This window comes from Streptomyces sp. NPDC026575, from assembly GCF_055567415.1.
In genome coordinates, this window is sequence record NZ_JBVHQM010000001.1 from 60,405 (window position 1) to 83,974 (window position 23,570).

Sequence of the window (23,570 nt, forward strand, 5' to 3'; positions counted from 1 at the left end):
ACCGGCGGAGGTACGGGGCGTACGGGCGGATGCGCCTCGGGCGGCGGGCGGACGCGCCGTCGGCGCGGGCCCGGCTGCGGAGGGGGTGCGGCGGGGAACCAGGGGCGGCGCGGAGCGGCCGCCTCAGCGAAGGGGTTCGGCCGCGCTGCAGACGCGCAGGAGATCGATGTGCCGGCGTGAGGTCAGCGGGGGAAGCGGCCGAAAGGCGCGGACTGCGCGGTCAGCTGCCGCCCCTGCACGCCCCATGATTTCCCACCCGTTCACTAGGGTTCCCGCCCCGAGTGTCGAGCCGCCGTCGAGCCACGTCAAGGGGCCGCGGCCAGGACGACGGCCGGAGGCGGCCGGAGGCGGCCGGGGCGAGAGCCCGCACCGCCGCTGCGGAATAATGCAGGCATGCGGATTTCAGCCAGAGCGGACTATGCGGTGCGCGCCGCGCTGCAACTCGCTGACGCCCGGGACGCGGGACCGCTCAAGGCGGAGGCGATCGCCGACGCCCAGGACATTCCGCACAAGTTCCTCGAAGGCATCCTCAACGACATGCGCCGGGGCGGACTGGTCCTCAGCCAGCGCGGCGGCAACGGGGGCTATCGGCTGGCCCGTTCCGCGGAGGCCATCAGCATCGCGGACGTGATCCGTGTCGTGGACGGCCCCCTGGTGTCCGTACGCGGGGTCCGCCCGCCGGAGTTGTCCTACACCGGCCCGGCCGAGTCGCTGCTGCCGCTGTGGATCGCGCTGCGCGCCAACGTCCGCCAGATCCTGGACGAGGTGTCGCTCGCCGATGTCGCGGCGGCCGAACTGCCCGGCCCGGTCTCCGCGCTGGCCGAGGACCCCGACTCCTGGACGAACCCCTAGGAGCCACCGGCCTCCCCGGGGAGCCTCCCCCACTGCCTTCCAGGGGCTTCTCCCCCACCGGCGACGCCCTACGCGATGTCCGGATTGCAAGACCTCGCTGTCCACCCCTTGAACGGCCCTTGCTGCGCCCGGAGTCCGGACGCATTCTTTCCCTATCAATCCAGTGGGAAAACTAGGGAAACTGGATCCGAGAGGGGACGGTGCACGGCGTCATGTCGAAGAGGTCCGCAGCGTGTCCCGTCGCCCCGCCGGCCAACGAGCCTTCGGAGGCGGGCATATGGCCGCTGGTCGCCCGTGAGGTGGCGGACGATCTCGCCGTCGACGCGCTCCTCCGCGACCGCGCGGGCAAGCCGCCGTTCGACGAGCTCCAACGGGTGCGCGAAGCCGGTCTGCCGGCCCTGCTGATGCCGCCCGGCCCGGCGCAAGGGGGCGCCGACCTGCGGACCGCCTGCGCGGTCATCCGTGAGATCGCGGCGGCCGACAGCTCCATCGGCGAGCTCCTCGGCCGGCACTACGCCCTGTCGTGGAGCGCCCGGTTCTTCGGCACCCCGGAGCGGGCCGCCGCACTCGAACACCGGGCGGCCGAGGAGCAGTGGCTCTGGGGCGGGGACACCGGCATTCCGGGGACGGAGGCGGACACGGGGACGGAGACCGGCCCGGATCTGACGCTGACACCGACGTCCGGCGGATATCTCCTCAACGGCCGCCGGGCGTTCGCCGCGGGTGTCGCCGTGGCCGACCGGCTGGTGCTCGGCGCGGTGTGCACCGAGACCGGTGAATCGCTGATGGTGCTCGTGGACCCGGCACACCCCGGTGTGACGGCCGATCCGTCGCACGACCGTCTGGGGCAGCGGCTCACCGGGGCGGGCAGCATCGGCTTCGAAGGCGTCCCGGTGTCGTCCCCGGACCAGGTGCTGGGCGCCGTCCCGCACGACGAGCACGACGTCTCCCCCTTCGCCGCGCTCGCCCCGCTGGCGCTCCGGCTCGCCCTCGTGCACGTCGGCCTGGGGATCGCCGAAGGAGCGCTGGCCGAGGCGCGGGACTTCAGTCGCGCCGCGCCGCGCACCTGGCCGCCCTCGGGCCCCGACAGCGGTCCGTACGAGCGGCTCCCGGATGGTGACCCGTATCTCCTGCTCGCCTACGGGGAGTTGGTCGCCGCCGCGCACACCGCCGCGGCGGTGGTGGAACCCGCGACGGAGGCCCTGGCGAGGGGCCTCGCAGCGGGCCGCGAGCTCGGTGTCGAGGAGCGCGCCGACATCGCCGTCCTGGTCGCCGCGGCGGAGGCGGTCACCAGCCGGTCCGCCATGCACATCACCACCCGGATCCTGGAACTCACCGATGGCGCCGACGCCCCGGCAGACGGCCCCGGGTTCGACAGGTTCTGGCGCAATGCGCGCGTCCTGACGGCGCAGGGCTCCCCCACCCACCGCCTCCGGGACATCGGTGATCACTTTCTCAACGGCACGCATCCGCCCCTGACCCTGCACATCTGACCGCCCGTCCCAGCCGACAGGGAGCACCCCGGGGGCGTGTGCCTCAGGCGGGCCGCAGCGTCAGCGTGCCCCCGGGTTCGGAGGCGGCGCACGCCTGGAAGCCGGTGGCGATCCGGCCGAGGAGCCTTTGCAGCCAGCGGGAGTCCTCGTAGGAGATGTGCCGCAGCCTCATCCGGTGGGCCTGCAGCGGAGTGATCCGTACGTCCTGGAGGCGGCCGGTGTCCGGCTCCACCGACACGAGGTAGAGCAGCCGCAGATCGTCCCGATAGTGCTCGTAGCCGGTGATGCCCTCGTAGTCGTCGATGAAATCGCCGCACCCGTGGATCAGGAGCCTCCCCCGATACACCTCCAGGCCGCGGGGGTGGTGCGCGGAGTGCCCGTGCACGATGTCCACGCCGCCGTCGAGGAGGGTGTGCGCGAAGGCGGTCTCGGCGCGCGAGACGCCATAGCTCCAGTTGGGACCCCAGTGGACCGAGGCCACCACGATGTCCCCCGGCCGCTTCGCCTGCTGGACGCGGACGGCCCACTCCCGGGCGGCGGCCTGGGACGGCCCGGCCACGAACGCGACCCCGCTCCGGTCCTCGCCCGCGGCCCAGGTCGGGGGGATGCCACTGGAGGGCAGGCCGAAGGAGAAGACCAGGACGCGCCGGCCCGCCTCGACGGGGACGACGGCCGGCCGCCGGGCCGCGTCGGCGTCCATGCCCGCCCCCGCCGTCCGCAGCCCGCCGCCCGTCAGCGTGTCGAGCGTCTCCCGCAGTCCGCTGCGGTCGAAGTCCAGGACGTGGTTGTTGGCCAGTACGCAGACGTCGGGGCGGGCGGCGGTCAGGCAGGGGAGGTTCGCGGGGTTCATCCGGTAGTGGACTTCCTTGCCGGGGGCGAAGGCGTCGCTGCGCGTGACACTGGTCTCCAGATTGATCACGCGCGCGGCGGGTGCGGCCTCGTCGAGCACCCCCAGCGCCTCCCCCCACGGCCAGGAGAAGTCGACCGGACGGGGGATGGGGCCGTTCACCGCCTCGGCCAGCGCGAGGTAGTCGCGGGCGTCTCGGGCATACCCCTCCCGCAGTGCGGGGTCGCCCGGGTGCGGCAGGATCTGGTCGACGCCGCGACCGAGCATCACATCCCCGCAGAGGAACACCGTGACCACGTCACCGCCCATTCCTCCAGGCTAAGGGCCGTACCGGGCGCTGCGGCCACCGTGGACGCCCAGGCCGAGTCGCTTCGCTCATCGACCGCCTTCCCGAGTCCTCCACGCCGCTCCACGCCGGCCGGCCGGAAACCGGGTGCGGACACGCGGTGCGGTGGTGTGTGATCGGCGGTATGGCGATCGCGTTGGGCGAACCGGGAGTCGACGGGCTGAGCGCGGCCGTGGGTGTGCTGCGGGAGTGGCAGAGCGACGGGGCGCCGATGCAGCTGCATCCGGGGGACCTGGGCTGGTTCTGGCGGTCGGGCGCCGAAGCGACGGCCGCGGCGGTCAGGACCTGGAGCCGGGGCGGACGGATTCTCGCCGTCGGGCTGCTGGACGGCCCCGGGCTGTTGCGGCTGACGATCGCACCGGACGCTCGGCGGGACGAGGAGCTGGCGCGGCGGTTGGTGAAAGACGTGGCCGAGCCGGAGCGCGGCGTGCTGCCCGACGGCAAGGTGAACATCGAGGCGCCGGCGGGCGCACTGGTCCAGGACCTGCTCTGCGAGCACGGCTGGACCGTCGATGAGCCGTGGACGCCGCTGCGCCGCGACCTCACGGAGCCGGTGCAGGATCCGGGCGTGCGGATCGAGGTGGTCGGGCCGGAACAGGCGCAGGTGTTCGCCGCCGTGGTTCGGGCGGCGTTCGACGGATCGACGTTCACGGACGAGCGCTGGCACGCGATGGCGGCCGGACCGCCGTACGCGGACGCCCGGTGTCTGCTCGCGCTCGACGAGCGGGGCGACGCGGTGGCGGCGGTGACGGTGTGGTCGGCCGGTCCGGGCAGGCCCGGGTTGCTCGAACCGATGGGCGTGCACCGCGACCATCGCCGCCGGGGCCACGGCGAGGCGATCACCCTCGCCGCGGCGGCCGCACTCCGGGAGCTGGGCTCGTCGAGCGCGCTCGTCTGCACTCCGAGCTGCAATGTCGGCGCCGTCGCCACCTACGCCTCGGCCGGCTTCCGGCAACTGGCCGAGGTCCGGGACCTGTACCGGGACGCCTGAACCACCTGCCGGTGAGCGCGCCGCCGGCCGCACCGGCCGCTGCGTCCTGACGCAGAAGCGCGGCGGTCAACCCACGACACGCGGAGGGACACGTTCCGGGCATTCCCCTCCCCGCGATGGTCACGGATAGTAGTCATTGATTACGCAGAGCTTCCGCGCGGGTCGCCGAACGGCGCCACCGCTCCATTTCAGGGAGAGCACATGACCACTTACCCGACCAAGGCCGGAACGGAGTGCGGTACGGAGGTGGGCCCGGGCGACCCCCGCTACGAGGCCCTGCGCCGAGGCTTCAACCAGCGCTTCATCGCGAGTCCTGACTATGTGTCGGTGATCGGCTCGCCGGACGAGGCCGTCGCCGCGCTCAACAAGTATCTGGCGAGCCACCGCCCGGACGAGGGCCTCGACCGGCGCATCACGGTCCGGTCGGGCGGCCACTGCTACGAGAACTTCGTCTGCGGCGACGATGTCGGGGTGATCCTGGACCTCGGGCAGATGGACCGGGCCTATCTCGACCAGGAGATGGGGGCGTACTGCGTCGAGGCCGGCGCGAACAACTGGCATGTCGCCACCCACCTCTACGCACCGTTCGGCGTCGCCCTCCCCGGCGGTTCGTGCTACTCCGTGGGTGCCGGCGGCCATGTGTCGGGCGGCGGGTACGGACTGCTGTCCCGGCAGCACGGCCTGACGGTGGACTACCTGTACGCGGTGGAGGTCGTCGTCGTCCGCGACGGCCAGCATGCGGAGGTCGTGGTCGCCCGCCGGGACTCCCCCGACGAGCGGCTGCGGGACCTGTGGTGGGCCCACACCGGCGGGGGCGGCGGCAACTTCGGCGTGGTCACCCGCTACTGGTTCAAGGGGCTGCCCAAGCCTCCGGGCGAGGTCCTGCTGCACGCCATCGCCTGGCCCTGGGAGAAGCTCAGGAGCCAGCCGGAGCGCTTCAAGTCGCTGGTGCGCAATTACGGGCTGTTCTTCGAGTACGAGAACACCCGGAAGCTGCCGGATTCCCTCCGCGGCGACTTCACCGACATGTTCACGCTGCTGAAGCTGACGCACCACTCCAACGGCAAGATCGGTCTGATCACCCAGCTCGACGCCACCCGGCCGGACAGCGTCGCGCGGCTGAACGCCTTCCTCGACTGGATCACCAAGGACCTGGGCGTCGACCCCACACCACTGGACCGGCGGATGGGCGAGCACGCCCCCATGGGCGGGCTGCATGTGCCGACCCGGCTGCCCTGGCTCACGGCCACCCAGACCCTCAACGGCTCCGGCGACAACCAGTGCGGCAAGTACAAGTCGGCGTATATGACACGTGGTTTCACCGAGGCGCAGCTCACCGCCATCTACGGCGCTCTGACCCGCGACGACGGCTACAAGAATCCGCAGGCGCTGCTCCAGATCGACTCCTACGGTGGCGCGATCAACCTCCCCGACCGCCAGGACACCGCGGTCTACCAGCGCAGCTCCGTGATGAAGCTGCAGTACCAGACCTACTGGAGCTGGAAGCGGGACTCCAACAAGGACGGTGTCGCCGACCACCACGACGCCGAGATCGACCCCTCCATCGCCGCGCCGCACCTGCGCTGGATCCGCGAGTTCTACCGCGATGTCTACAAGGACACCGGCGGAGTGCCGATTCTGGCGCCCACCGAGGGCTCGGCCGCCGGGAAGCCGGTGCCGGTGACGGACGGGTGCTACATCAACTACCCCGACACCGACCTCGACGACCCCGAATGGAACACCTCGGGCCAGCCCTCGCACCGCCTGTACTACGGCGACGACAACTACCGTCGGCTTCAGGAGGCCAAGGAGTACTGGGACCCGCGCAACGTCTTCCGGCACGCCCAGTCCGTCCAGCCGTTCACCCAGTGATCCGGTGATCCGGTGACCGGGACCGCCGTGCGCGCGTGCTCGCGCTCAGCCGACGTGGACGCGTGGGCGGCGGGAGCGGTCGGGTTCGGCCTCGCGGAGGACCTCGCGGGTGACGGGCGCGACTTCGCCCTGGCCGAAGAGGAAGAACCGCAGCAGCTGGGCGAAGGGGTTGCCTTCGGTCCACTCGAAGTAGATGTGCGGCCGCTGCCCGGTCTCGTCGCGGATGTGCAGCAGCAGCGCGGCCAGGGCGTTGGAGACGGTGGAGCTGTCCAGGCAGAGCACGCGGTAGCGGCCGTGCAGTACTTCCCCGCGCACCCGCAGTTCGCTCTCGAATTCGGACGGGTCGCCGATGGTGACCTCGACGAAGACGAAGTCGTCGTCGACCGGCAGGTCGTTGTCGGTGCGGATCTGCTGGAGCTTGTCGCGGTATTCGGCCAGATCGCGCTGGTCGGGTTCGTTGGCGATCAGGCGGATCTTGCGGTGGGCGATGTCGCGGATGAACCGGTCGGCCATGTCGTCGAGCAGCACGCTGGTCACCCGCAGTTCGAAGGCCCGGGCGAGCCGGGAGAGGAACGAGACGAGCATGATGCCGGCGATGAAGCAGGCGCCGATCTTCACACCGTCGGGCCGCTCGATGACGTTGTCGACGGTGGTGTAGAGGAACACCACGGCGATGACGGCGAAGCCGATCGTCCAGCCGCGTTCACGGGCCCGCCGCGCGGCGATGGTCACGGCGATCGCCGCGGAGCTGATCAGGACCAGGACGCCGGTGGCGTAGGCACCGCCCTGGGCGTCCACATCGGCGTCGAAGATCCAGGTCACCAGGAACGCGACAAGGGTGAACACCAGCACCATCGGGCGTACGGCTCGCGCCCAGTGGGGCGCCATACCGTAGCGCGGCAGGTACTGCGGCATCAGGTTCAGCAGTCCGGCCATGGCCGAGGCGCCGGCGAACCACAGGATGGCGATGGTGGAGATGTCGTAGACGCTGCCGAAGGCCGAGCCCAGGTACTCATGGGCCAGGTAGGCCAGCGCACGCCCGTTGGCCTCTCCACCGGGCTGGAACGCCGCCGCGGGGATCAGCAGCGTGGTGATGAAGCTGGTGAGGATCAGAAAGACACTCATGATCACGGCGGCGGTGGTGAGCAGCTTCCTGGCGCCCCGGATCCGCCCGGTGGGACGCGCCTCGGTGTCGCCGGGCGCGCCCTCGATGTGCGGCATCACCGCCACACCGGTCTCGAAGCCGGACAGGCCCAGCGCCAGCTTCGGAAAGACCAGCAGCGCCACCCCGATCATGGCCAGGGCGTTGCCGTGCTCGGTGGTCAGCAGATGGGACCAGTCGGGAATGACATGCGCCGCGGTGACCACATGCCACAGTCCGGCGACGACCACGACGGCGTTGAGCGCGAGGTAGAGGCCCACAAGGACGACCGCCACCCCGATCGCCTCCAGGAACCCCTTGAGGAAGACCGCGCCCAGCAGGGCGACCAGGATCAGCGTGATGATCATCTGCTGGTTGTGCAGGGCGCTGCTGACGTGCGGGTTCTCCACGAGGTGGGTGGCGGCGTCGGCCGCCGACAGGGTGATGGTGATGAGGAAGTCGGTGGCGGCGAACCCCAGCAGCGTCAGCACGAACAGCTTGCCCTTCCAGAAGGACAGCAGCCGCTCCAGCATCGCGATCGAGCCCTGTCCGTGCGGGCTCTCCTTCGCCACCCGCCGGTAGACCGGCAGCGCGCCGGCGAGCGTCACGATGACCAGGACGATGGTGGCGATCGGCGACAGCGCCCCGGCGGCCAGGGCGGCGATGCCCGGCTGATAGCCAAGGGTGGAGAAGTAGTCCACACCGGTCAGGCACATCACCCGCCACCACCGCTGCCCCTTGTGGGCGCTCTGCGGTCCGGCGTGCGGACCCGGGTGGCGCTTGGCCATGTCGACCAGGCCCTCCAACATCCATCCGCGAAAGCGAAGGCGCGCTGCGGCCAGGGGCGAGGAGCCCCCGGGGGCGGAAGTGGCCATCATGCGCTCCTGTCGTACCGCTGCCGTCGTTCATCGACGAGACAGCCACGTCGCTGCGCGGATGCCGGGCACCGCCGCCGTGGCCCTCCTCCGTATGCCGCTCAGATGTCACCGACACGCGGGCGCACCTGGCGGATGAGTGCCCGGGAGGCCGGTTCGCTCCCATCGGCACCGCCGTGTGCAAGAGTGAAGAGAGGACTCGACGGCGCGGTCGGCGAATGCCAGAGAGGGCGGCCTGCGATGTCCATACCGTCGGATCGCCTCGAAGCGGTCACTGCGCGGTCCACGACCGCGTACACCCGGACCGAGGAGTACGAGGACCTGTTCGATCAGGCCCCGGTGATCTTCGCTGCGCTGTGCGGCCCGCAGCATGTGCTGGAGGCGGCGAATCCGGCGTTCTTCGAGGTGTTCGGCGGCGAGCGCACACAGACCGGCGCACCGGTCGGCGAGCTCTATCCGGAGCTGGGGCCCCAGGGCGTCCTGGACCGCCTCGACGCCGTGTACACCACCGGTACCGCGTATTGGGCCCGGGGCGGGCGGCTGGTGCTCGGAGCGCCCGGGGCGGAGCGGGAGGGGTTCTTCGACTTCACCTACGAGCCCCGGCGGGACGCGGTCGGCCAGGTCGACGGGGTGATCGTGATCGCGGTGGAGACCACCCCGTACCACCACGCCCAGTTGCTCGCCGCCGAGCAGCGCATCCTGCTGGAGCAGATCGCGCGCGACGCCCCGCTCCGCGAGATCCTCACCGACATGGCGCGGGCGATCGAGGACCTCTCCCCGGGACTGATCGTCTCGGTGCTGCTCGCCGACCCCGATGGCCGGCATCTGCGGCACGGCACGGGCCCCAGCCTGCCCGACTTCTACAACGAGGCGATCGACGGCGTGGCCACCGGCCCGAACGTGGGCTCGTGCGGCACGGCCGCCTATCTGCGCGCCCCGGTGATCGTCAGCGATATCGCCACCGACCCCCGGTGGGCGGGCTACGAGGACCTGGCGCGCCGGGCCGGGCTCGCGGCCTGCTGGTCCACCCCGATCCTGGGCGCGGACGACGAGCTGCTGGGCACCTTCGCGATGTACCACCGCACCCCCAAGGTCCCCGCGGACAAGGATGTGGCGCTCAGCGCCGCGTTCGCCCGGATCACCGCGCTGGCCATCCAACGCCACCGCGCCATGGAGGCCGGCCGCGCCGCCCAGGAGCGGGAGAAGGCCGCCCGTGAGGACCTGGCCTTCGTGCTCGACGCCAGCACCGCGATCACGCGCGAACCGCACTACTTCGACTGCCTGCAGTGCATGGCCCGGCTGACCGTGCCCGCGCTGGCGCCGCTGTGCACCGTCCATGTCGTCGAGGACGGCCGGACGCGGCGGATCGCGGTGGCCTCCGCGTCCCGCGCCGCGGAGCAGTACCTCGCCTCCCCGGGCATCGGCGACGAGATCGACCACGCGGTCGCCCGGGTCCTCGCCTCGGGCACCACCGAGACCGACCGCCACCCGGCCGGCGCTCCCCCCGCGGAGCCCGGCCAGGCCGTCGCGCCCGCCCCGGACGTCGACGACCCCGGCGCACCCGCACCGGACCTCGTCCACCCGGATGCACCCGCACCGGACCTCGTCCACCACGAGGGACCCGCCCCGGAGCCCGATGTCAGCCGATACGTCTGCGTGCCGCTGACGACCCGCGGCCGCACCTTCGGCGTGCTCACCCTGGTGGCCACTCCCGACCGGCCCCTGGACTGCCATGTCATCACCCTGGCCGAGGAGCTCGCCCGCCGGGCGGCCTCCAGCGCCGACAACGCCCACCAGTTCACCGACCGCGTCCGGCTCGCCCGCGATCTGCAGGCCGGTCTGCTGCCGCCCGCGCTGCCCCGGATACCCGGCGCCGATCTCGCGGCGTCCTACCACCCCGCCGGCGAAGGGCTCGATGTGGGCGGCGACTTCTACGACGTCTTCCCGCTGCCCGACGAACGCTGGGCGTTCATGATCGGCGATGTCTGCGGGCGCGGAGCGACGGCGGCCACCACCACCGGCTTGGTCCGCCACACCGCGCGGGCCGCCGCCCGGCTGCTCACCGCCCCCGGCGCGGTGGTCGCCGCCATCAACGACGCGCTCGCCCAGAGCACCACGGAGGACAACTTCGTCTCGCTCGTCTACGGCGAACTACGGCGCTCCGCCTGCGGCCTGACGCTGGACCTGATACGCGCCGGTCATGTTCCCCCGCTCGTACGCCGGGCCGACGGCACGGTCGAGGAGATCGCCGAGCCGGGCCTGCTCCTGGGCATCGGCCCGGACTTCGACGGGACCTCCTGCCGGGTCGAGCTCCGCCCGGGGGACAGCCTGGTGCTGGTCACCGACGGCATCACCGAGGCTCGTGCCCCCGACGGGGAGTTCTTCGACCAACACCGGCTCGCCGACGCCCTCGCCGGGGTCCGCTGCCGCACCGCACTCCGCGGCCGCACCTCCCCCACGGCCGCCACACTGATCGAGGCCGTGACGGCCGCGGTCACCGCGTTCGCGGGCGACTCCACCCCCGACGACCAGGCCGCGCTGGTCCTCACGGCCGCCTGAACCGCCCACGCCGCACGGCCCCGTCCCTTACGGCCCCGTCCACTACGGGTTCGCCCGCTGCGGCCTTCCCGGGCGCACCCGCGTCGGCAGGATCGGCAGCACCATGCCCCGCTCGTGTGCGGCGTGCGGTGCGCCGTTGCCCGACCTCGCCGCCATGAGGAAGTCCGGGAGCCCATACGGCTCCGCGGCATCGACGTCGACCTCGTCAACCCATGTCACCGAGGCTTGCCACCGTCAACCGGCTCATGGCGTTGCCGGCGTCGGCGATCTCCGGCGACATCAGCTCCGTGCCGGTCCGGCGTTCGGCGGCCGCGGCGAACGCGGCCTCCTGACCAACCGCCGCGCGAGGGCTGCACCGCGCTGCCGCGCGCGCCTATTTTGGCTTCATGGAGCGAAGAGCGCCGACCCCGCCCGACGACCCGGACCGCACCGATCCGCTGCGCCGGCTCTCCATGGAAGAGCTGCGCCGGCGTACGAGCATAAAGTGGCGCACCCATCCGGCCGATGTGCTGCCCCTGTGGGTGGCGGAGATGGATGTGCCGCTGGCCGCACCGGTCGCGCGGGCGATCACGGACGCGGTCGGGCTCGGTGACACCGGCTACCCGGCGGGGACGGCGTACGCCGAGGCGCTGGCCGGCTTCGCCCGCCGGCGCTGGGGCTGGCAGGGGCTCGCCGTGCCGCGGACGATGACCGTGCCCGACGTGATGCTGGGCATCGTCGAGGTCCTGAAGGTGGTGACCCGCGCGGGCGATCCGGTGATCGTCAACTGCCCGGTGTATCCGCCGTTCTACCAGTTCGTGGCGCATATGGACCGGCGCGTGGTGGAGGCGCCGCTGGGAGCGGATCTGCGGATCGACTTCACGGCGCTGGAGGGCGCGTTCCGGCGGGCCGCGAAGGGTGGGGCCCGGGCCGCGTATCTGCTGTGCAGCCCGCACAACCCGACTGGCACCGTGCACAGCGCCGAGGAGCTGGCCGCCGTCGCGTCGCTGGCGGACCGATACGGCGTACGGGTCGTCGCCGACGAGATCCACGCCCCCGTGGTCGCCCCGGGCACCGCCTTCGTCCCTTATCTGAGCGTGCCCGGAGCGGAGAGCGGGCTGTCGCTGATGTCGGCGACCAAGGCATGGAACCTGGCCGGCGTCAAGGCCGCGCTCGCCGTCGCCGGGCCGGCCGCCGCCGATGACCTGGCACGCGTACCCGAAGAGGTCGGTCACGGTCCCAGCCACCTCGGCGTCATCGCCCACACCGCGGCGCTGCGGGACGGCGGCGACTGGCTCGACGCGCTGTGCGCCGGCCTCGACGACAATCGACGGCTGCTGGCCGAACTGCTGGCGGAGCAGCTGCCCGCGGTCCGCTACCGCCCCGCGCCCGGGACCTGCCTCGCCTGGCTCGACTGCCGCCGGCTGGGGCTCGGCGACGACCCCGCCGCGGCGTTCCTCGCCCGCGGCAGAGTGGCCCTCAGCCCCGGTCCGGACTTCGGCACCGGCGGCGCCGGCCACGTACGGCTCAATCTGGCGACCTCCCCCGAGGTGCTCACCGAGGCGGTACGGCGGATGGCCGCCACCCCGTCCTGACGCCGCCCGGAAGAACTCGCCACGGCGAGGGAGCCGACGCCGGTCTCGCCTTCGCCTGCCGGTGCCTCCCCCTGCCCCAGGAGCAGCCCCTGGCGGACGGTCAGGACGCCTGGCCGGGCCGCATCGATCCGCGCTGGACCACCGCTGCCGCGGCATCGCGTGATCGGCCTCCGGCCGGTTCCGGGGCCGTTTTGGAGCGAGGTGGTTTTCTCCATACGATCCAGCGATGATCACAAGAAAACGGTTGGCGGTCGGGGTGTGCGGCCTGCTTGCCGCCATGGCCGCCGCCCTCGCGCCCTCCCCCGCCGTCGCCGATGAGCCGTCCGCGAAGCCGGTCCCCAAAGTCGAGTTGACGCTCGATGTCAGCGGCTCGATGCGGGCCCGCGACATCGACGGACAGAGCCGGATGGCCGCGGCGAAGCAGGCGTTCAACGAGGTGCTGGACGCGGTGCCCGAGGACGTACAGCTCGGCATACGGACGCTGGGCGCCAACTACCGCGGCGAGGACCGGAAGGTCGGCTGCAAGGACACCCGCCAGCTCTACCCGGTCGGTCCGCTGGACCGGACCGAGGCCAAGACCGCGGTGGCGACCCTCACCCCCACCGGCTGGACCCCCATCGGCCCCGCGCTGCTGGGCGCGGCCAAGGACCTCAAGGGCGGCGACGGGACGCGCCGGATCGTGCTCATCACGGACGGCGAGGACACCTGCGCCCCGCTCGACCCCTGCCAGGTGGCCCGTGACATCGCCGCCGAGGGCATCCACCTCACCGTCGACACCCTCGGGCTGCTGCCGGACGCCAAGACCCGTCAGCAGCTGAGCTGCATCGCCGAGGCGACCGGCGGCACCTACACCTCCGTGCAGCACACCAAGGAACTCCGCGACCGGGTGCACCAGTTGGTGGACCGGGCCGCCGATCCGGTGGTCACCCCGGTGCCCACGGAGGGCGCCCGGCAGTGCGCCACCGCGCCGAAGCTCAAGCCCGGTCTCTACAGCGACCGCGAGAAGTTCGCCGAGCACCGCTGGTACCGGGTGGACGTCCTGCCCGGCCAGGAGCTGCGGGCCTCGGTGAGCATCGCCGCCGACCGCGCCGTCGACAACGACTACGGCGTCCTGCTGCGGGCCTCGACCGTGCACGGCCGGGAGATCGTCCGCGGCGCGGAGGCCGGTGACGGCCGTACGGACGTGATCTCGTCCGGGCTGCGCTATCCCAAGTCGCCGGACACCGCCGACGCCGACGCCGACAAGCCGGCGGCGGAGACGGTCTGTCTGCAGGTCAGCAACTCCTTCTCGGCGCCCGCATCGGTGAAGACCGACCCCGGCCTGCCGATGGAGCTGTCCATCGACCTGGTGGACGGTCCCGGCGACGCCTCCGACGCGGCCTCCTTCGGCCTCGGCCACGGCTGGTGGCTGCTGGTCTCACTGGCTCTCGCCGGGCTGCTGGCCGGGCTGCTGTGGGGCTGGATCTCCCGTTGGCGCGTGACCGTCTGGAGGACCAACTGATGCGCACCGTACGCCTACTGACCAGCGCCGTACTGGCCGGCGCGGGCCTCTTCGGCCTGGCGGGAGCCGCCGTCGCCGACAGCCCCACGCCGAGCCCGAGCGAGAGCGCGGAGGTGGCCGCCCCGACCGAGGCGGGCACCTCGTTCCGTACCGCGACCGCCATCAAGCCGGACCAGCCGGCGACGGCCGACGCCTCCACCGGCGACTACCTCTACTGGGTGCTGCCCGTGGACACCCAGCAGCGCGCCACGGTCAAGGCCAAGGTGACGCTGCCGGCGGCCGCCGCCCGGCACGGCGCGGCCACCTGGCAGCTCGATGTGTACGACGGGCTGCGGCGCCGCCAGGCGTGCGTGTACGGCGCCCAGACGAAGGCGGCGGCCAAGGACGCCGGGTCCGTGGAGCTGTCCTGCACGCTGCGCACGGTGCGCGGCTGGGCGGAGCCCTGGGCGAACGACCCGCTGCCGGGCAGCTATTACGTGCGCCTGACGGTCGTCGACCTTCCGCAGGAGGACCTGGGGCTGCCGGTGCACGCCGAGGTCCAGGCGTCGGTGGCCGACCAGGGCGGCGCGCACGCGGTGGACGGCAGGCTCGCGGCTCCCCTGGTGCCGGGTGCCGCGGCCGCGGCGTCGAAGGACGACGAGGACGCCTCGTCGCCGCGGCCCGCCGCCCTGCGGGAGCCGGACGGCGGCTGGTCCTCCGGACGGTGGTCCGACCGCTGGATCTGGACCGCTGCGGGCGGTGCGCTCGCCGCGCTCGCGGGCATCGCCGGCTACCGCGCCACCCGGGGACGGGGCCGCCCGTCGCAGGTGCCACCGGGCGCCTGACCGGGCGAAGCCCCAGGGGCGGCCATGGCTCGGTGCCGTGGCCGCCCCTTCGGCATGCCCGGACGGAGAACCGACCCGGCGTCAGGAAGCGCCGGCCTCACGCCTCGGGGCCGGCCTCCGGCGCGGGGTGCTCGCGCAACCGTGCGGCGAGGACGGCGACATCGTCCTCGGCGTGCAGTCCGTCGAGGCGGAGCAGGACCTCGTCGAGCACCTCCGCCACACCGGCCCGTGCGGGCAGCCGCAGCCGGGCCAGCCGGGCCAGGGAGTCGTCGATGTCCTCGCCGCGGCGCTCGATGAGGCCGTCGGTGAACATCAGCAGGGTGTCGTCCGATGTGAGGCCGCGGGTGACCAGTTCGTAGCCGCCCACGCCCGTGCCCAGGGGCGGGCCGACGGGGACGCGCACCAGTTCGGCGCCGCCGTCGCCGCGGAAGACCACCGGGGGGAGATGGCCGGCGCTGGCGAAGCCGGCGAGACCGCGCGCCGGATCCACCCGGGCCAGCAGGCAGGTCGCCGGGCGGCGGGCCTCGTCCTCGGACACCGCCGCGTCGAGCTGGCGCAGTACGCGGTGCGGCGGCAGGTCCGTCGAGGCGACATAGCGCAGGTGGGAGCGGTAGGCGTTCATGTCGACGGCGGCGTCGAGCCCATGGCCCATGACGTCGCCCATGACCAGCAGGGTGCGTCCGTAGTGGAGCCGCACCGTTTCGAACCAGTCGCCGCCGACCAGGGCGCTGGTTCCGGAGGGGAGGTAGCGGGTGGCGAGCTCCAGGTTGGGGTGCGGCCGGCCCGGCTCGGCGAGCAGCGCCCGTTGCAGGTCCATCGCGGTGCGCTGGGCGGAGGCGTAATGGCGGGCGTGCCCGAGGTGGACGGCCGCCAGGCGAGCCGCGTACTGCATGGCGGCGGTCTCCTGGTCGGTGAAGCCGCCGCCCGCGCGGAGGGCGAGCAGTACGCCGTAGCGGCGGCCCTGCGCGAGCAGCGGCACCGACGCCGACCCGGCGGACATGCCCTTCGCCAGGGCGGCGGTGGCGGTGATCGGGCGCCCCTCCGCAAGTGCCCGCGTGGCGGGTGACCCACCGCCGGACCCGCCGCCGCCGTCGTCCGACAGCTGCGCCTGGAGGACCCTCACCAGCCCCGCCGACGCCACCCGGCGCAGCGCCGGTTCCCGGGACGGGGGCCGGGCCGCGGCGGCGTCATCGGGGAGGAGGTCCACCGCGGCGGCGTCGCACAGGTGCCGGCACACGAACCGCGACAGCTCGGCGCAGATCGTCTGCTCGTCCAGGGTGGTGCCGATGCGCTCGGCGGCTTCCTCCACCACCCGCAGACGGGCCAGTACGGCCGCGTGCTCGGCGTCCGGGCCCGTATCCGAGCCGTCCCGGTTCGACAAGGCCACCTCCAGGGCGCGGCGCCCGCGTCGGGCGGGTGCGTCGTGATGCACCCATACCACCGACGAGGCCGCGATCCCGGTCCGGCGCGGCGGCCGTCAGTGCAGTACGCCCATGCCCAGCAGCCCGAACAGCAGCGCACCGACGACGATCCGGTAGAGCACGAAGGAGTTGAAGGAGTGCTTGGCGACGAACTTCAGCAGCCAGGCGATCGAGCCGTAGGCGACGAGGAAGGAGACGACGGTGCCGATGGCCAGCGGGGCGATGGCCGCGCCGCTGCCGACCGCGTCCTTCAGCTCGTAGATGCCCGCTCCCGTGAGGGCCGGGATGCCGAGGAAGAAGGACAGCCGGGTGGCCGCGACGCGCTCCAGGTCGAGGATGAGGGCGGTGGACATGGTGGCGCCGGAGCGGGAGAAGCCGGGGAAGAGGAGGGCGAGGATCTGCGAGCAGCCGACCCACATGGCGTCCCTGAGGGAGGTGTCGTCCTCTCCGCGCTTGTGCCGGCCCATCTGGTCGGCCGCCCACATCACCCCGCTGCCGACGATCAGTGAGCCGGCCACCACCCACAGGGAGGCGAGCGGGCCCTCGATCAGGGGCTTGGCGGCCAGGCCGACGACGACGATCGGGATGGTGGCGAAGATGACCCACCAGGCGAACTTGTAGTCGTGGTGGTAGCGCTCCTCGCGGTCGCGCAGCCCGCGGAACCACGCGCCCACGATGCGCACGATGTCCTTGCCGAAGTAGACCAGTGCCGCGGCGATCGCGCCGACCTGGATGACGGCGGAGAAGCCGACGACGGTCCGGTCGTCGACCGGGATCCCCATCAGGCCCTCAGCGATCTTGAGATGGCCGGTGGAGGAGATGGGCAGGAACTCCGTCACCCCCTCGATGGCTCCGAGGACGACGGCTTGGCCGATACTGATCGCGCTCATGGGATCCGTTTCTGGCGACGGGTGGACGGGGGCGCAGCCACACCTCGGGGCGGAGCGGCGTCCACCGCGCCCCGTACGGTCTACAACACTGTAGACGAGGGGGCCCGGTGCGCGGGCACCGCCGACCCCGGCGGAAGGCCCACCGCCCGACGGTACGCCCGTGGCCCGGCGGTACGCCCACGGCGGGGCGGCCGCGATCGGTCCGGCGGATAGCATCAGTACTGTTGGCGTGGCTCATTCGCGCGGTTGTGACTCAGCCTTTGGCCGATCGGCCGCTTGGCGTGACACAGCGAGAGTGCATCCGCGAGGGCCGGCAGTGCACGGAGACCACGCCATTCGAACCCAGCAGAGGCGCCGATCATGGATCCAGCCGCCGCGACACCCTCACCCCCCACGGGCATCACCCTGCGCCAGCTGCTCATGGCGCTGGGCGACCCCCTGGTCGAGCTGCAGGCCGCGCCCGCCGGGCTGGACGTCGAGATCCGCAGCGTCGCCCTGCTCGACCCCGAGGACCCGCCGATGGCCCGCCCCGGCGAGCTGGTCCTCGCCATCGGCGCCCGGGGCCGCGCCGCCTTCCCCGCGCTGCGGGCCGGCGGGCGGGACGGGGCCGGCGCCGTCGCGGTCAAAGTGGACACCCCCGGCCAGGCCGCCGCGCTGAGCGAGACCGCCGTCGACGCCGGCGTCGCGCTGCTGTCCGTACGCACCGAAGCGCGCTGGGAGCAGGTGGACGCGCTGGCCCGGGCGGCCCTGGAGAGCGCGCCCTCGGGGCGCCCCGGCGAGGAGGCCCAGGAAGGGGATCTCTTCGCGCTCGCCCAGACCACCGCCGTCCTCACCGGCGGCATCGTCAGCATCGAGGACACCGCCAACCGCGTGCTGGCCTACTCGCGGTCCACCGACTCCGACGAGGTCGACGATCTGCGGCGGCTGTCCATCCTGGGCTGGCACGGCCCCGAGCAGTACCTCTCGCGGCTGCGCGAGTGGGGGGTCTTCCAGCGGCTGCGCGCCTCCGACGACGTGATCAACATCGACGGCCACCCCGAGCTGGGCATCCGCCGCCGGCTCGCGGTGTCCATCCGGTCCGGGGAGCGGCAACTGGGCATCATCTGGGTCCAGGAGGGGTCGACGCCGCTGACCGAGCAGTCGGACCAGGCGCTGGTGGGCGCGGCCCGGGTCGCCGCACACCATCTCGTACGCCGTCGCCGGGAGCTGTCGGCGGACCTGACGCTGACCCACACGCTGGCGGCCGGGCTGCTGGAGGGCACGACGGGGCCGCAGCCGCTGGCCTCCCATCTGGGGCTGGACCCGGCCCGGCCGGCCGCGGTCCTGGGCTTCTCCTACGGATCCACCGAGGCCACCCCGCCGGAGCTGGCCCGTGCCGAGGTCAGCAACCTCGTCTCGGTCCACACCGCGGCCCGGCATCGCAGCGCGCTGGTCACCCAGGGCGACGCGCGGATCTATGTGCTGCTGCCCCAGCTGCCGCGCAGCATCGACCTCGGCACCCTGCGCGTCTGGGGGCAGGAGATCACCGACGCCGCGCGCCGCCACCTGGGACTGTCGCTGCGCGGCTCGGTCGGCCGCATCGTGCCGGCGCTCGGCGAGGTCCCCGCGTCGCGCCGGGAGGCGGACCGGATACTCGACGCGATGGTGAGCGTCGGCTTCGCCACCACCGTCGCCGCACTGCCCGACATCCAGGCGGAGGTGCTCGTCAGCGAGGTGCTGACGCTGCTCTCCGCGCACCCGGCCATGCGGGACCCCCGGTTGACGGCCCTGGTCGCCCACGACAGCCGCCACCAGGGGCAGTTGGCGGAGACCGTCCTGACCTATCTGAACGCCTTCGGCGACGTACGGGCCGCGGCCGCCGAGCTGCATGTGCACCCCAACACCCTGCGCTACCGGATCCGCCGGGCCGAGGAGCTGACCGGTCTCGATCTGAGCCGGCCGGACCAGCGCCTGCTGGCCATGCTCCAGCTGCGGCTGCCGCCCGCGACCTGATCCCGCCGCGAACCATCCCCCTAGTGGGGGATTCTCCTAAACTGAGCGATATGCCCCATTGAGCTGACGGGCTGGCGATCATGACCTCGGAGAATGTGCCGCCGGGCGGGTCCGGTCGGGCGTGTGACATCGCGAAGGCGGCCACGGCGGAACTGGACGCGCGGGGCCGGGTCGTCTCCTGGACCCGGGCGGCGGAGCGGCTGCTCGGCTACCGGGCCGAGGAGGTCCTCGACCGCCCGGCGACCCGGCTGCTGGCGCTCCCCGGCGACGAGGCCCGGGTGGCCGCCGTGGCCCGCTGGTGCCGGACGGGGGACGGCTGGGGCGGCTCCGTGGCCGCCCGCCACCGGGACGGCCGGGAGCTGCAGCTGGCGGTGCAGGTCAGCCCCGTGTTCGACGGCGCCGACCGCGAGCGGTGGTCGGTCCTCGCCCTGGAGGAGTGGCGGCTGCCGGGCGGCGGGGTGAACCAGCTGATGCTCGAACCGTTTCTGGCGCATGCGCCGGTCGGCATGGCCGTACTCGACACCGACCTGCGCTACGTCTGGGTGAACGAGGTACTGGAGCGCCTGATACCCCTTGAGCTCCGACTGGGCAGAAGGGTGGGCCAGGTGCTGCCGAGGCTGGAGGCCGAGGCGTTCGAGGAGCGGATGCGGCAGGTCCTGGCGACCGGCGCACCGGTGATGGACTACGAGTTCCGCAGCCCCACCTACGCGGACCCCACCCAGGAGCGCGCCTACTCGGCGTCCTTCTTCGGGCTCGCGGACCCCCGCGGCGGGCGCATCGGCCTCTGGTACATGGTCATCGACGTCACCGAGCGCTGCCGGGCGCAGGATCGGCTGGCGCTGCTGAACGACGCCAGCGTCCGGATCGGCAGCACGCTGGACGTCACCCGGACCGCACAGGAGCTGGCCGATGTCGCGGTGCCGGCACTCGCCGACTTCGTCGCCGTCGATCTGCTGGACAGCGTCCTGCACGGCGAGGAGCCGAGTCCCGGGCCGGTCGACAGCCTTCCCGCCATGCGCCGCTCGGGGCAGCGGTCGGTCAACGAGGGCTGCCCGGAGGCGGGCCTGGCCGTCGGCGAAGCCGTCCGGCGCTCCCCCTCCTCGCCGATCGCCCGCTGTCTGCTCGCCGGCGAGCCCCTGGTCGAGCCGGAGCTGGACTTCGTCAACAGCGCCTGGGTCACCGGGGACCCGGCACGGGCCGCGGTGATCCGCAGATTCGGGTTCCGCTCGGTGATGGTGGCGCCGGTGCAGGCCCGGGGCGTCACACTGGGCGCCGCCACCTTCTTCCGCACCCGCCGCCTGGGCCCCTTCGTCCCGGACGACGTACGGCTCGCCGAGGAGCTGGTGGCGCGGGCCGCGGTCTGCGTCGACAACGCCCGGCGCTTCACCCGCGAGCGGACCGCGGCCCGGGTGATGCAGCAGAACCTGCTGCCGCACGAGCTGTCCGGGGGCTCCGCGTTGGAGGTGGCCTCGTGGTACTTCCCGGCGGACGCGCCGAGCGGGGTGGGCGGTGACTGGTTCGATGTGATCCCGCTGTCCGGGGCCCGGGTCGCCCTCGTCGTCGGGGACGTGGTGGGGCACGGCATCAACGCCGCGGCGACGATGGGCCGGCTGCGTACCGCCGTCCGTACGCTGGCCAACCTGGACCTGCCGCCCGACGAGCTGCTGGCCCGGCTGGACGACCTGGTCATCGGGCTGGTCAAGACGCACGGCGGGGAACCGGCGGCGGACACCGAGAACGCGAACGTGGCCGCGACCTTCATGGGTGCGACCTGCCTGTACGCCGTGTACGACCCGGTCAGCAGGCGGTGCGCCATGGCGCGGGCCGGCCATCTCCCGCCCGCGATCGTGGGGCCCGACGGCGCCGTCGACCTCATCGACCTGCCCGCCGGGCCGCCGCTCGGCCTGGGGACGCTGCCCTTCGAGTCCAGGGAGCTGGAGCTGGCCGAGGGCAGTCTGCTCGCCCTCTTCACCAACGGGCTCATCGAGACCTGCGACCGGGACATCGGTGTCGGGATGGCTCGCCTGAGCGCCGCGCTCGCGACCCCCGGACCGGCGCTGGCGGAGATCGGCGAGGCGGTGGTCGAGGCGCTGCTGCCCGGCCCGCCGTCCGACGACGCCGCACTGCTCCTGGCCCGGACCCGCGCGCTGGGCGGGCACCAGGTCGCGTCCTGGGATCTGGCCACCGATCCGGCCGAGGTCGGCCGGGCGCGGTCGCTGGCCGGCCGACAGCTGTCGACGTGGGCCCTGGAGGAGCTGCAGTTCACCACGGAGCTGATCGTCAGCGAGCTGGTCACCAACGCCATCCGGCACGGCACCGGGCCGGTCACCCTGCGGCTCATCCGGCAGGACGCCCTGATCTGCGAGGTCTTCGACGCCGGCAGCACCGCACCGCATCTGCGCCACGCCCGGACCACCGACGAGGGCGGGCGCGGGCTGTTCATCATCGCGCAGCTCGCCGGGCGCTGGGGCACCCGCTACACCCCGACCGGCAAGGTCATCTGGACCGAGCAGGGGATACCGTCCGGGGACTAGGTCGTGTCCGATGGGTCAGGGTCGGACAGGCCCCAGGCACCTCGCCCTCGCCGCCCTGCACATGGCCGCAGTCGTCGCCCGCCGGGACGGGCCGGCCGACCAGGCCGTCTCCGGGCAGGGCCACATAGTCGCAGTCGGTGTCGGCGACGACGTGGCGGGGCGCGCCCGGCGGGCCGGCGGTCAGATGGGCGGTCACATAGGCCGCACTGGTCCTGGTGATGTCGCGGGTCAGCCCGAGGGGGAGCAGCGAGCGGGTCTCGGCACTCGCCTCGTCCTCACCGGCCCGCAGCACGACCCGGACGTCCGGCGCCACCGCGTGGGCGGCGACCGCGACGGCGATGTTGTCCAGCTCGTCGGAGCCGACCGCGGCGAGCGCCCGGGCGCGCCCCAGGCCGAGCCGGGCGAGCACCACCCGGTCCTCGCCGTGCGCCAGCACCACGGGTATCCCCATCGACCGCGCGAGCCGCAGATTCGGGGCGGCCGGCTCCCGCTCGACCCCGATCACCGGGACGCCCAGCTGCCGCAGCGTCTGGCACAGCCGCAGCCCCACCTGCCCCAGTCCGACCACGATCACGTGCCCGGAACGCGGCAGCACCCGCGGTCCCAGGACACCGACCAGCCGCGGGCCCAGCAATCGGTCGACGATGCCCGCCGTCAGCACGGCGGTGAACCCCACCGTCACCAGCATCGCCACCCCGGACACCACCTCGTACACGGGATGGCCCGGGTGCGGCGCGGCCGGCCCGACCCCGGCGACGACCCGGGCGGCCTCCAGGAAGGCGGTGGCGGGCGGCGTGTGGAGGGCGGCGACCAGCCACAGCCAGTCCAGGGCGAGCACGGTCACGATGCCCAGCAGCCCGATGAGCAGCAGACGGGCGTCCGCGTCGTGCGGCTGGAGATGCCCGCGCACCCGGCCCAGCAGGCCCCGCCGCCGCGCGGCCGGGCTCGGCCGCCACGCCGTCTCCACCAGCCGTCCCTCCCGCCGGCGCACCGCCACCGCGCCGCGCCCCTCGGGCCGTACGGCCAGGGCGTCGGCGTCCACGCACAGGCCGGCCAGCGTCGGTGCCAGGAGGTCGGCGGGTGAGACGGTCACGCAGTGGCACAGCAGCGACCGGAGCTGCTGGGCCACCGTCCGGTCGAAGACGGTGACGACGATCCGGACGGTGTCGCAGACATGCCGTACGGCGAGCGCGTAGCGCAGTGCGGCGAGGTCGTCGCCCACCAGGACGGCCACCGCGGCCGGCCGGACGGCGAGCGCCCGTCGCAGATCCTGGTCGTCCGGTGCGGCGAGGTGGCCGACCGGGCGGCCGGCCTCCCGCAGTGAGGCACAGACCCTGCGGGCCAGCGTTGTGGCCCCGATCACCACGATCGCGTCGGCTTCCGCGTCCCGTTCATCGGGCATTCCGTCCCCCGTCCCGCTGTGGTCGCACAGCACTGGTGGTGTGAGCCCAACTCACGCTAGGGCGCGGGCCGTCGGAGGCGTCTGTCCGGTCGGCCAAGGCTTCACGGGCGCCGTTGTCCGGCCGGACCAGCGGCCCGCACCAGGTCGCGAGTCCACACATCGCGCAATGTGCATTGGCCGCTCGCACAGCCATCCGGGACGAATTTGTCGAGCCTCACAAATACGCCACCGCGCACCGCCACATACGCTGACGCAAATCCATATCCGGACGTGATGCGGCTCACCTCTCATAAGGAGGACGAGCAACAGCGCGGAGGCGCGACCAGCGCTCCCCCACTCGCGCGGGCATCCGAAGGACGCGGTCCCATGCCGCCGCTTTCGAATCCGTCAGGGCCTTGATCGCCACCTGCCAGCACCCGGCCCTTTCCTGCGTCCAAAACCGAGGCGATCCCAGCA

Annotated in this window: 16 protein-coding genes; 10 read left to right on the forward strand and 6 right to left on the reverse strand. The window is 73.0% G+C overall.

Going from position 1 to position 23,570, the window contains the following annotated elements:
* Positions 1-393 precede the first annotated feature (393 nt).
* Together ACZ4NB_RS00280 and ACZ4NB_RS00285 are read left to right on the forward strand one after the other, a co-directional pair.
* Positions 394-852, forward strand: a complete 459-nt coding sequence (locus ACZ4NB_RS00280; protein ID WP_467657268.1) for an RrF2 family transcriptional regulator — start codon at positions 394-396, stop codon at positions 850-852.
* Between the two features lie 212 nt (positions 853-1,064).
* On the forward strand, positions 1,065-2,345 hold the full coding sequence (locus tag ACZ4NB_RS00285) for an acyl-CoA dehydrogenase family protein (protein WP_467657269.1): 1,281 nt from the start codon (positions 1,065-1,067) through the stop codon (positions 2,343-2,345).
* Positions 2,346-2,388: 43 nt separating this feature from the next.
* Here ACZ4NB_RS00285 and ACZ4NB_RS00290 read toward each other — a convergent pair whose 3' ends face one another.
* Positions 2,389-3,501 carry a CapA family protein gene (locus tag ACZ4NB_RS00290; RefSeq protein WP_467657271.1) on the reverse strand — a complete coding sequence of 371 codons (1,113 nt, stop codon included), beginning with the start codon at positions 3,499-3,501 and terminating at the stop codon, positions 2,389-2,391.
* Between the two features lie 161 nt (positions 3,502-3,662).
* Between ACZ4NB_RS00290 and ACZ4NB_RS00295 the strand changes: the two genes are divergently transcribed.
* Entirely contained in the window at positions 3,663-4,529 is an 867-nt protein-coding gene (locus ACZ4NB_RS00295; RefSeq protein WP_467657272.1) for a GNAT family N-acetyltransferase, read from the forward strand.
* Positions 4,530-4,730: 201 nt separating this feature from the next.
* Entirely contained in the window at positions 4,731-6,401 is a 1,671-nt protein-coding gene (locus ACZ4NB_RS00300) for an FAD-binding oxidoreductase (RefSeq protein WP_467657273.1), read from the forward strand.
* Positions 6,402-6,446: 45 nt separating this feature from the next.
* Here ACZ4NB_RS00300 and ACZ4NB_RS00305 read toward each other — a convergent pair whose 3' ends face one another.
* A complete protein-coding gene (locus ACZ4NB_RS00305) occupies positions 6,447-8,417 on the reverse strand; it encodes an APC family permease (protein WP_467657274.1) in 1,971 nt (656 codons plus the stop codon).
* A 240-nt stretch (positions 8,418-8,657) separates the two neighbouring features.
* On the opposite strand from ACZ4NB_RS00305, the gene ACZ4NB_RS00310 reads away from it, so the two are divergent.
* Complete coding sequence (locus ACZ4NB_RS00310; RefSeq protein ID WP_467657276.1) at positions 8,658-10,976, forward strand: GAF domain-containing SpoIIE family protein phosphatase; 2,319 nt, start codon at positions 8,658-8,660, stop codon at positions 10,974-10,976.
* Positions 10,977-11,018: 42 nt separating this feature from the next.
* Here ACZ4NB_RS00310 and ACZ4NB_RS00315 read toward each other — a convergent pair whose 3' ends face one another.
* Positions 11,019-11,195, reverse strand: coding sequence for a hypothetical protein (locus ACZ4NB_RS00315; RefSeq protein ID WP_467657277.1), 177 nt, complete (start codon positions 11,193-11,195; stop codon positions 11,019-11,021).
* Positions 11,196-11,428: 233 nt separating this feature from the next.
* On the opposite strand from ACZ4NB_RS00315, the gene ACZ4NB_RS00320 reads away from it, so the two are divergent.
* From ACZ4NB_RS00320 to ACZ4NB_RS00330, 3 genes are all read left to right on the forward strand, one after another.
* Complete coding sequence (locus tag ACZ4NB_RS00320; protein ID WP_467657741.1) at positions 11,429-12,550, forward strand: MalY/PatB family protein; 1,122 nt, start codon at positions 11,429-11,431, stop codon at positions 12,548-12,550.
* 226 nt (positions 12,551-12,776) lie between these two features.
* Positions 12,777-14,051 carry a VWA domain-containing protein gene (locus tag ACZ4NB_RS00325; protein ID WP_467657279.1) on the forward strand — a complete coding sequence of 425 codons (1,275 nt, stop codon included), beginning with the start codon at positions 12,777-12,779 and terminating at the stop codon, positions 14,049-14,051.
* On the forward strand, positions 14,051-14,875 hold the full coding sequence (locus tag ACZ4NB_RS00330; RefSeq protein WP_467657280.1) for a hypothetical protein: 825 nt from the start codon (positions 14,051-14,053) through the stop codon (positions 14,873-14,875). The genes ACZ4NB_RS00325 and ACZ4NB_RS00330 overlap by 1 nt, the downstream gene beginning before the upstream one ends.
* 97 nt (positions 14,876-14,972) lie before the next feature.
* Here ACZ4NB_RS00330 and ACZ4NB_RS00335 read toward each other — a convergent pair whose 3' ends face one another.
* The gene (locus tag ACZ4NB_RS00335) at positions 14,973-16,256 is read right to left on the reverse strand and encodes a PP2C family protein-serine/threonine phosphatase (protein ID WP_467657282.1); all 1,284 of its coding nucleotides are present in this window, start codon (positions 16,254-16,256) and stop codon (positions 14,973-14,975) included.
* A gap of 96 nt (positions 16,257-16,352) precedes the next feature.
* On the reverse strand, positions 16,353-17,186 hold the full coding sequence (locus ACZ4NB_RS00340) for an undecaprenyl-diphosphate phosphatase (RefSeq protein WP_467657283.1): 834 nt from the start codon (positions 17,184-17,186) through the stop codon (positions 16,353-16,355).
* Positions 17,187-17,546: 360 nt separating this feature from the next.
* On the opposite strand from ACZ4NB_RS00340, the gene ACZ4NB_RS00345 reads away from it, so the two are divergent.
* On the forward strand, positions 17,547-19,178 hold the full coding sequence (locus tag ACZ4NB_RS00345; protein WP_467657285.1) for a PucR family transcriptional regulator: 1,632 nt from the start codon (positions 17,547-17,549) through the stop codon (positions 19,176-19,178).
* 80 nt (positions 19,179-19,258) lie between these two features.
* Positions 19,259-21,712 (forward strand): SpoIIE family protein phosphatase, encoded by a 2,454-nt coding sequence (locus ACZ4NB_RS00350; protein ID WP_467657286.1) that lies wholly within the window; start codon positions 19,259-19,261, stop codon positions 21,710-21,712.
* Here the strand turns inward: ACZ4NB_RS00350 and ACZ4NB_RS00355 are convergent.
* On the reverse strand, positions 21,675-23,114 hold the full coding sequence (locus tag ACZ4NB_RS00355) for an NAD-binding protein (RefSeq protein ID WP_467657288.1): 1,440 nt from the start codon (positions 23,112-23,114) through the stop codon (positions 21,675-21,677). The genes ACZ4NB_RS00350 and ACZ4NB_RS00355 overlap by 38 nt on opposite strands.
* Positions 23,115-23,570 lie beyond the last annotated feature (456 nt).

Bases quoted from the DNA above. Each gene is read 5' to 3' on its own strand.
- ACZ4NB_RS00325 (WP_467657279.1), top strand. From the start codon at position 12,777: ATGATCACAAGAAAACGGTTGGCGGTCGGGGTGTGCGGCCTGCTTGCC.
- ACZ4NB_RS00290 (WP_467657271.1), bottom strand. From the start codon at position 3,501: ATGGGCGGTGACGTGGTCACGGTGTTCCTCTGCGGGGATGTGATGCTC.
- ACZ4NB_RS00285 (WP_467657269.1), top strand. From the start codon at position 1,065: ATGTCGAAGAGGTCCGCAGCGTGTCCCGTCGCCCCGCCGGCCAACGAG.
- ACZ4NB_RS00340 (WP_467657283.1), bottom strand. From the start codon at position 17,186: ATGAGCGCGATCAGTATCGGCCAAGCCGTCGTCCTCGGAGCCATCGAG.
- ACZ4NB_RS00350 (WP_467657286.1), top strand. From the start codon at position 19,259: ATGACCTCGGAGAATGTGCCGCCGGGCGGGTCCGGTCGGGCGTGTGAC.
- ACZ4NB_RS00295 (WP_467657272.1), top strand. From the start codon at position 3,663: ATGGCGATCGCGTTGGGCGAACCGGGAGTCGACGGGCTGAGCGCGGCC.
- ACZ4NB_RS00355 (WP_467657288.1), bottom strand. From the start codon at position 23,114: ATGCCCGATGAACGGGACGCGGAAGCCGACGCGATCGTGGTGATCGGG.
- ACZ4NB_RS00345 (WP_467657285.1), top strand. From the start codon at position 17,547: ATGGATCCAGCCGCCGCGACACCCTCACCCCCCACGGGCATCACCCTG.
- ACZ4NB_RS00310 (WP_467657276.1), top strand. From the start codon at position 8,658: ATGTCCATACCGTCGGATCGCCTCGAAGCGGTCACTGCGCGGTCCACG.
- ACZ4NB_RS00305 (WP_467657274.1), bottom strand. From the start codon at position 8,417: ATGGCCACTTCCGCCCCCGGGGGCTCCTCGCCCCTGGCCGCAGCGCGC.
- ACZ4NB_RS00320 (WP_467657741.1), top strand. From the start codon at position 11,429: ATGGAAGAGCTGCGCCGGCGTACGAGCATAAAGTGGCGCACCCATCCG.
- ACZ4NB_RS00280 (WP_467657268.1), top strand. From the start codon at position 394: ATGCGGATTTCAGCCAGAGCGGACTATGCGGTGCGCGCCGCGCTGCAA.
- ACZ4NB_RS00300 (WP_467657273.1), top strand. From the start codon at position 4,731: ATGACCACTTACCCGACCAAGGCCGGAACGGAGTGCGGTACGGAGGTG.
- ACZ4NB_RS00330 (WP_467657280.1), top strand. From the start codon at position 14,051: ATGCGCACCGTACGCCTACTGACCAGCGCCGTACTGGCCGGCGCGGGC.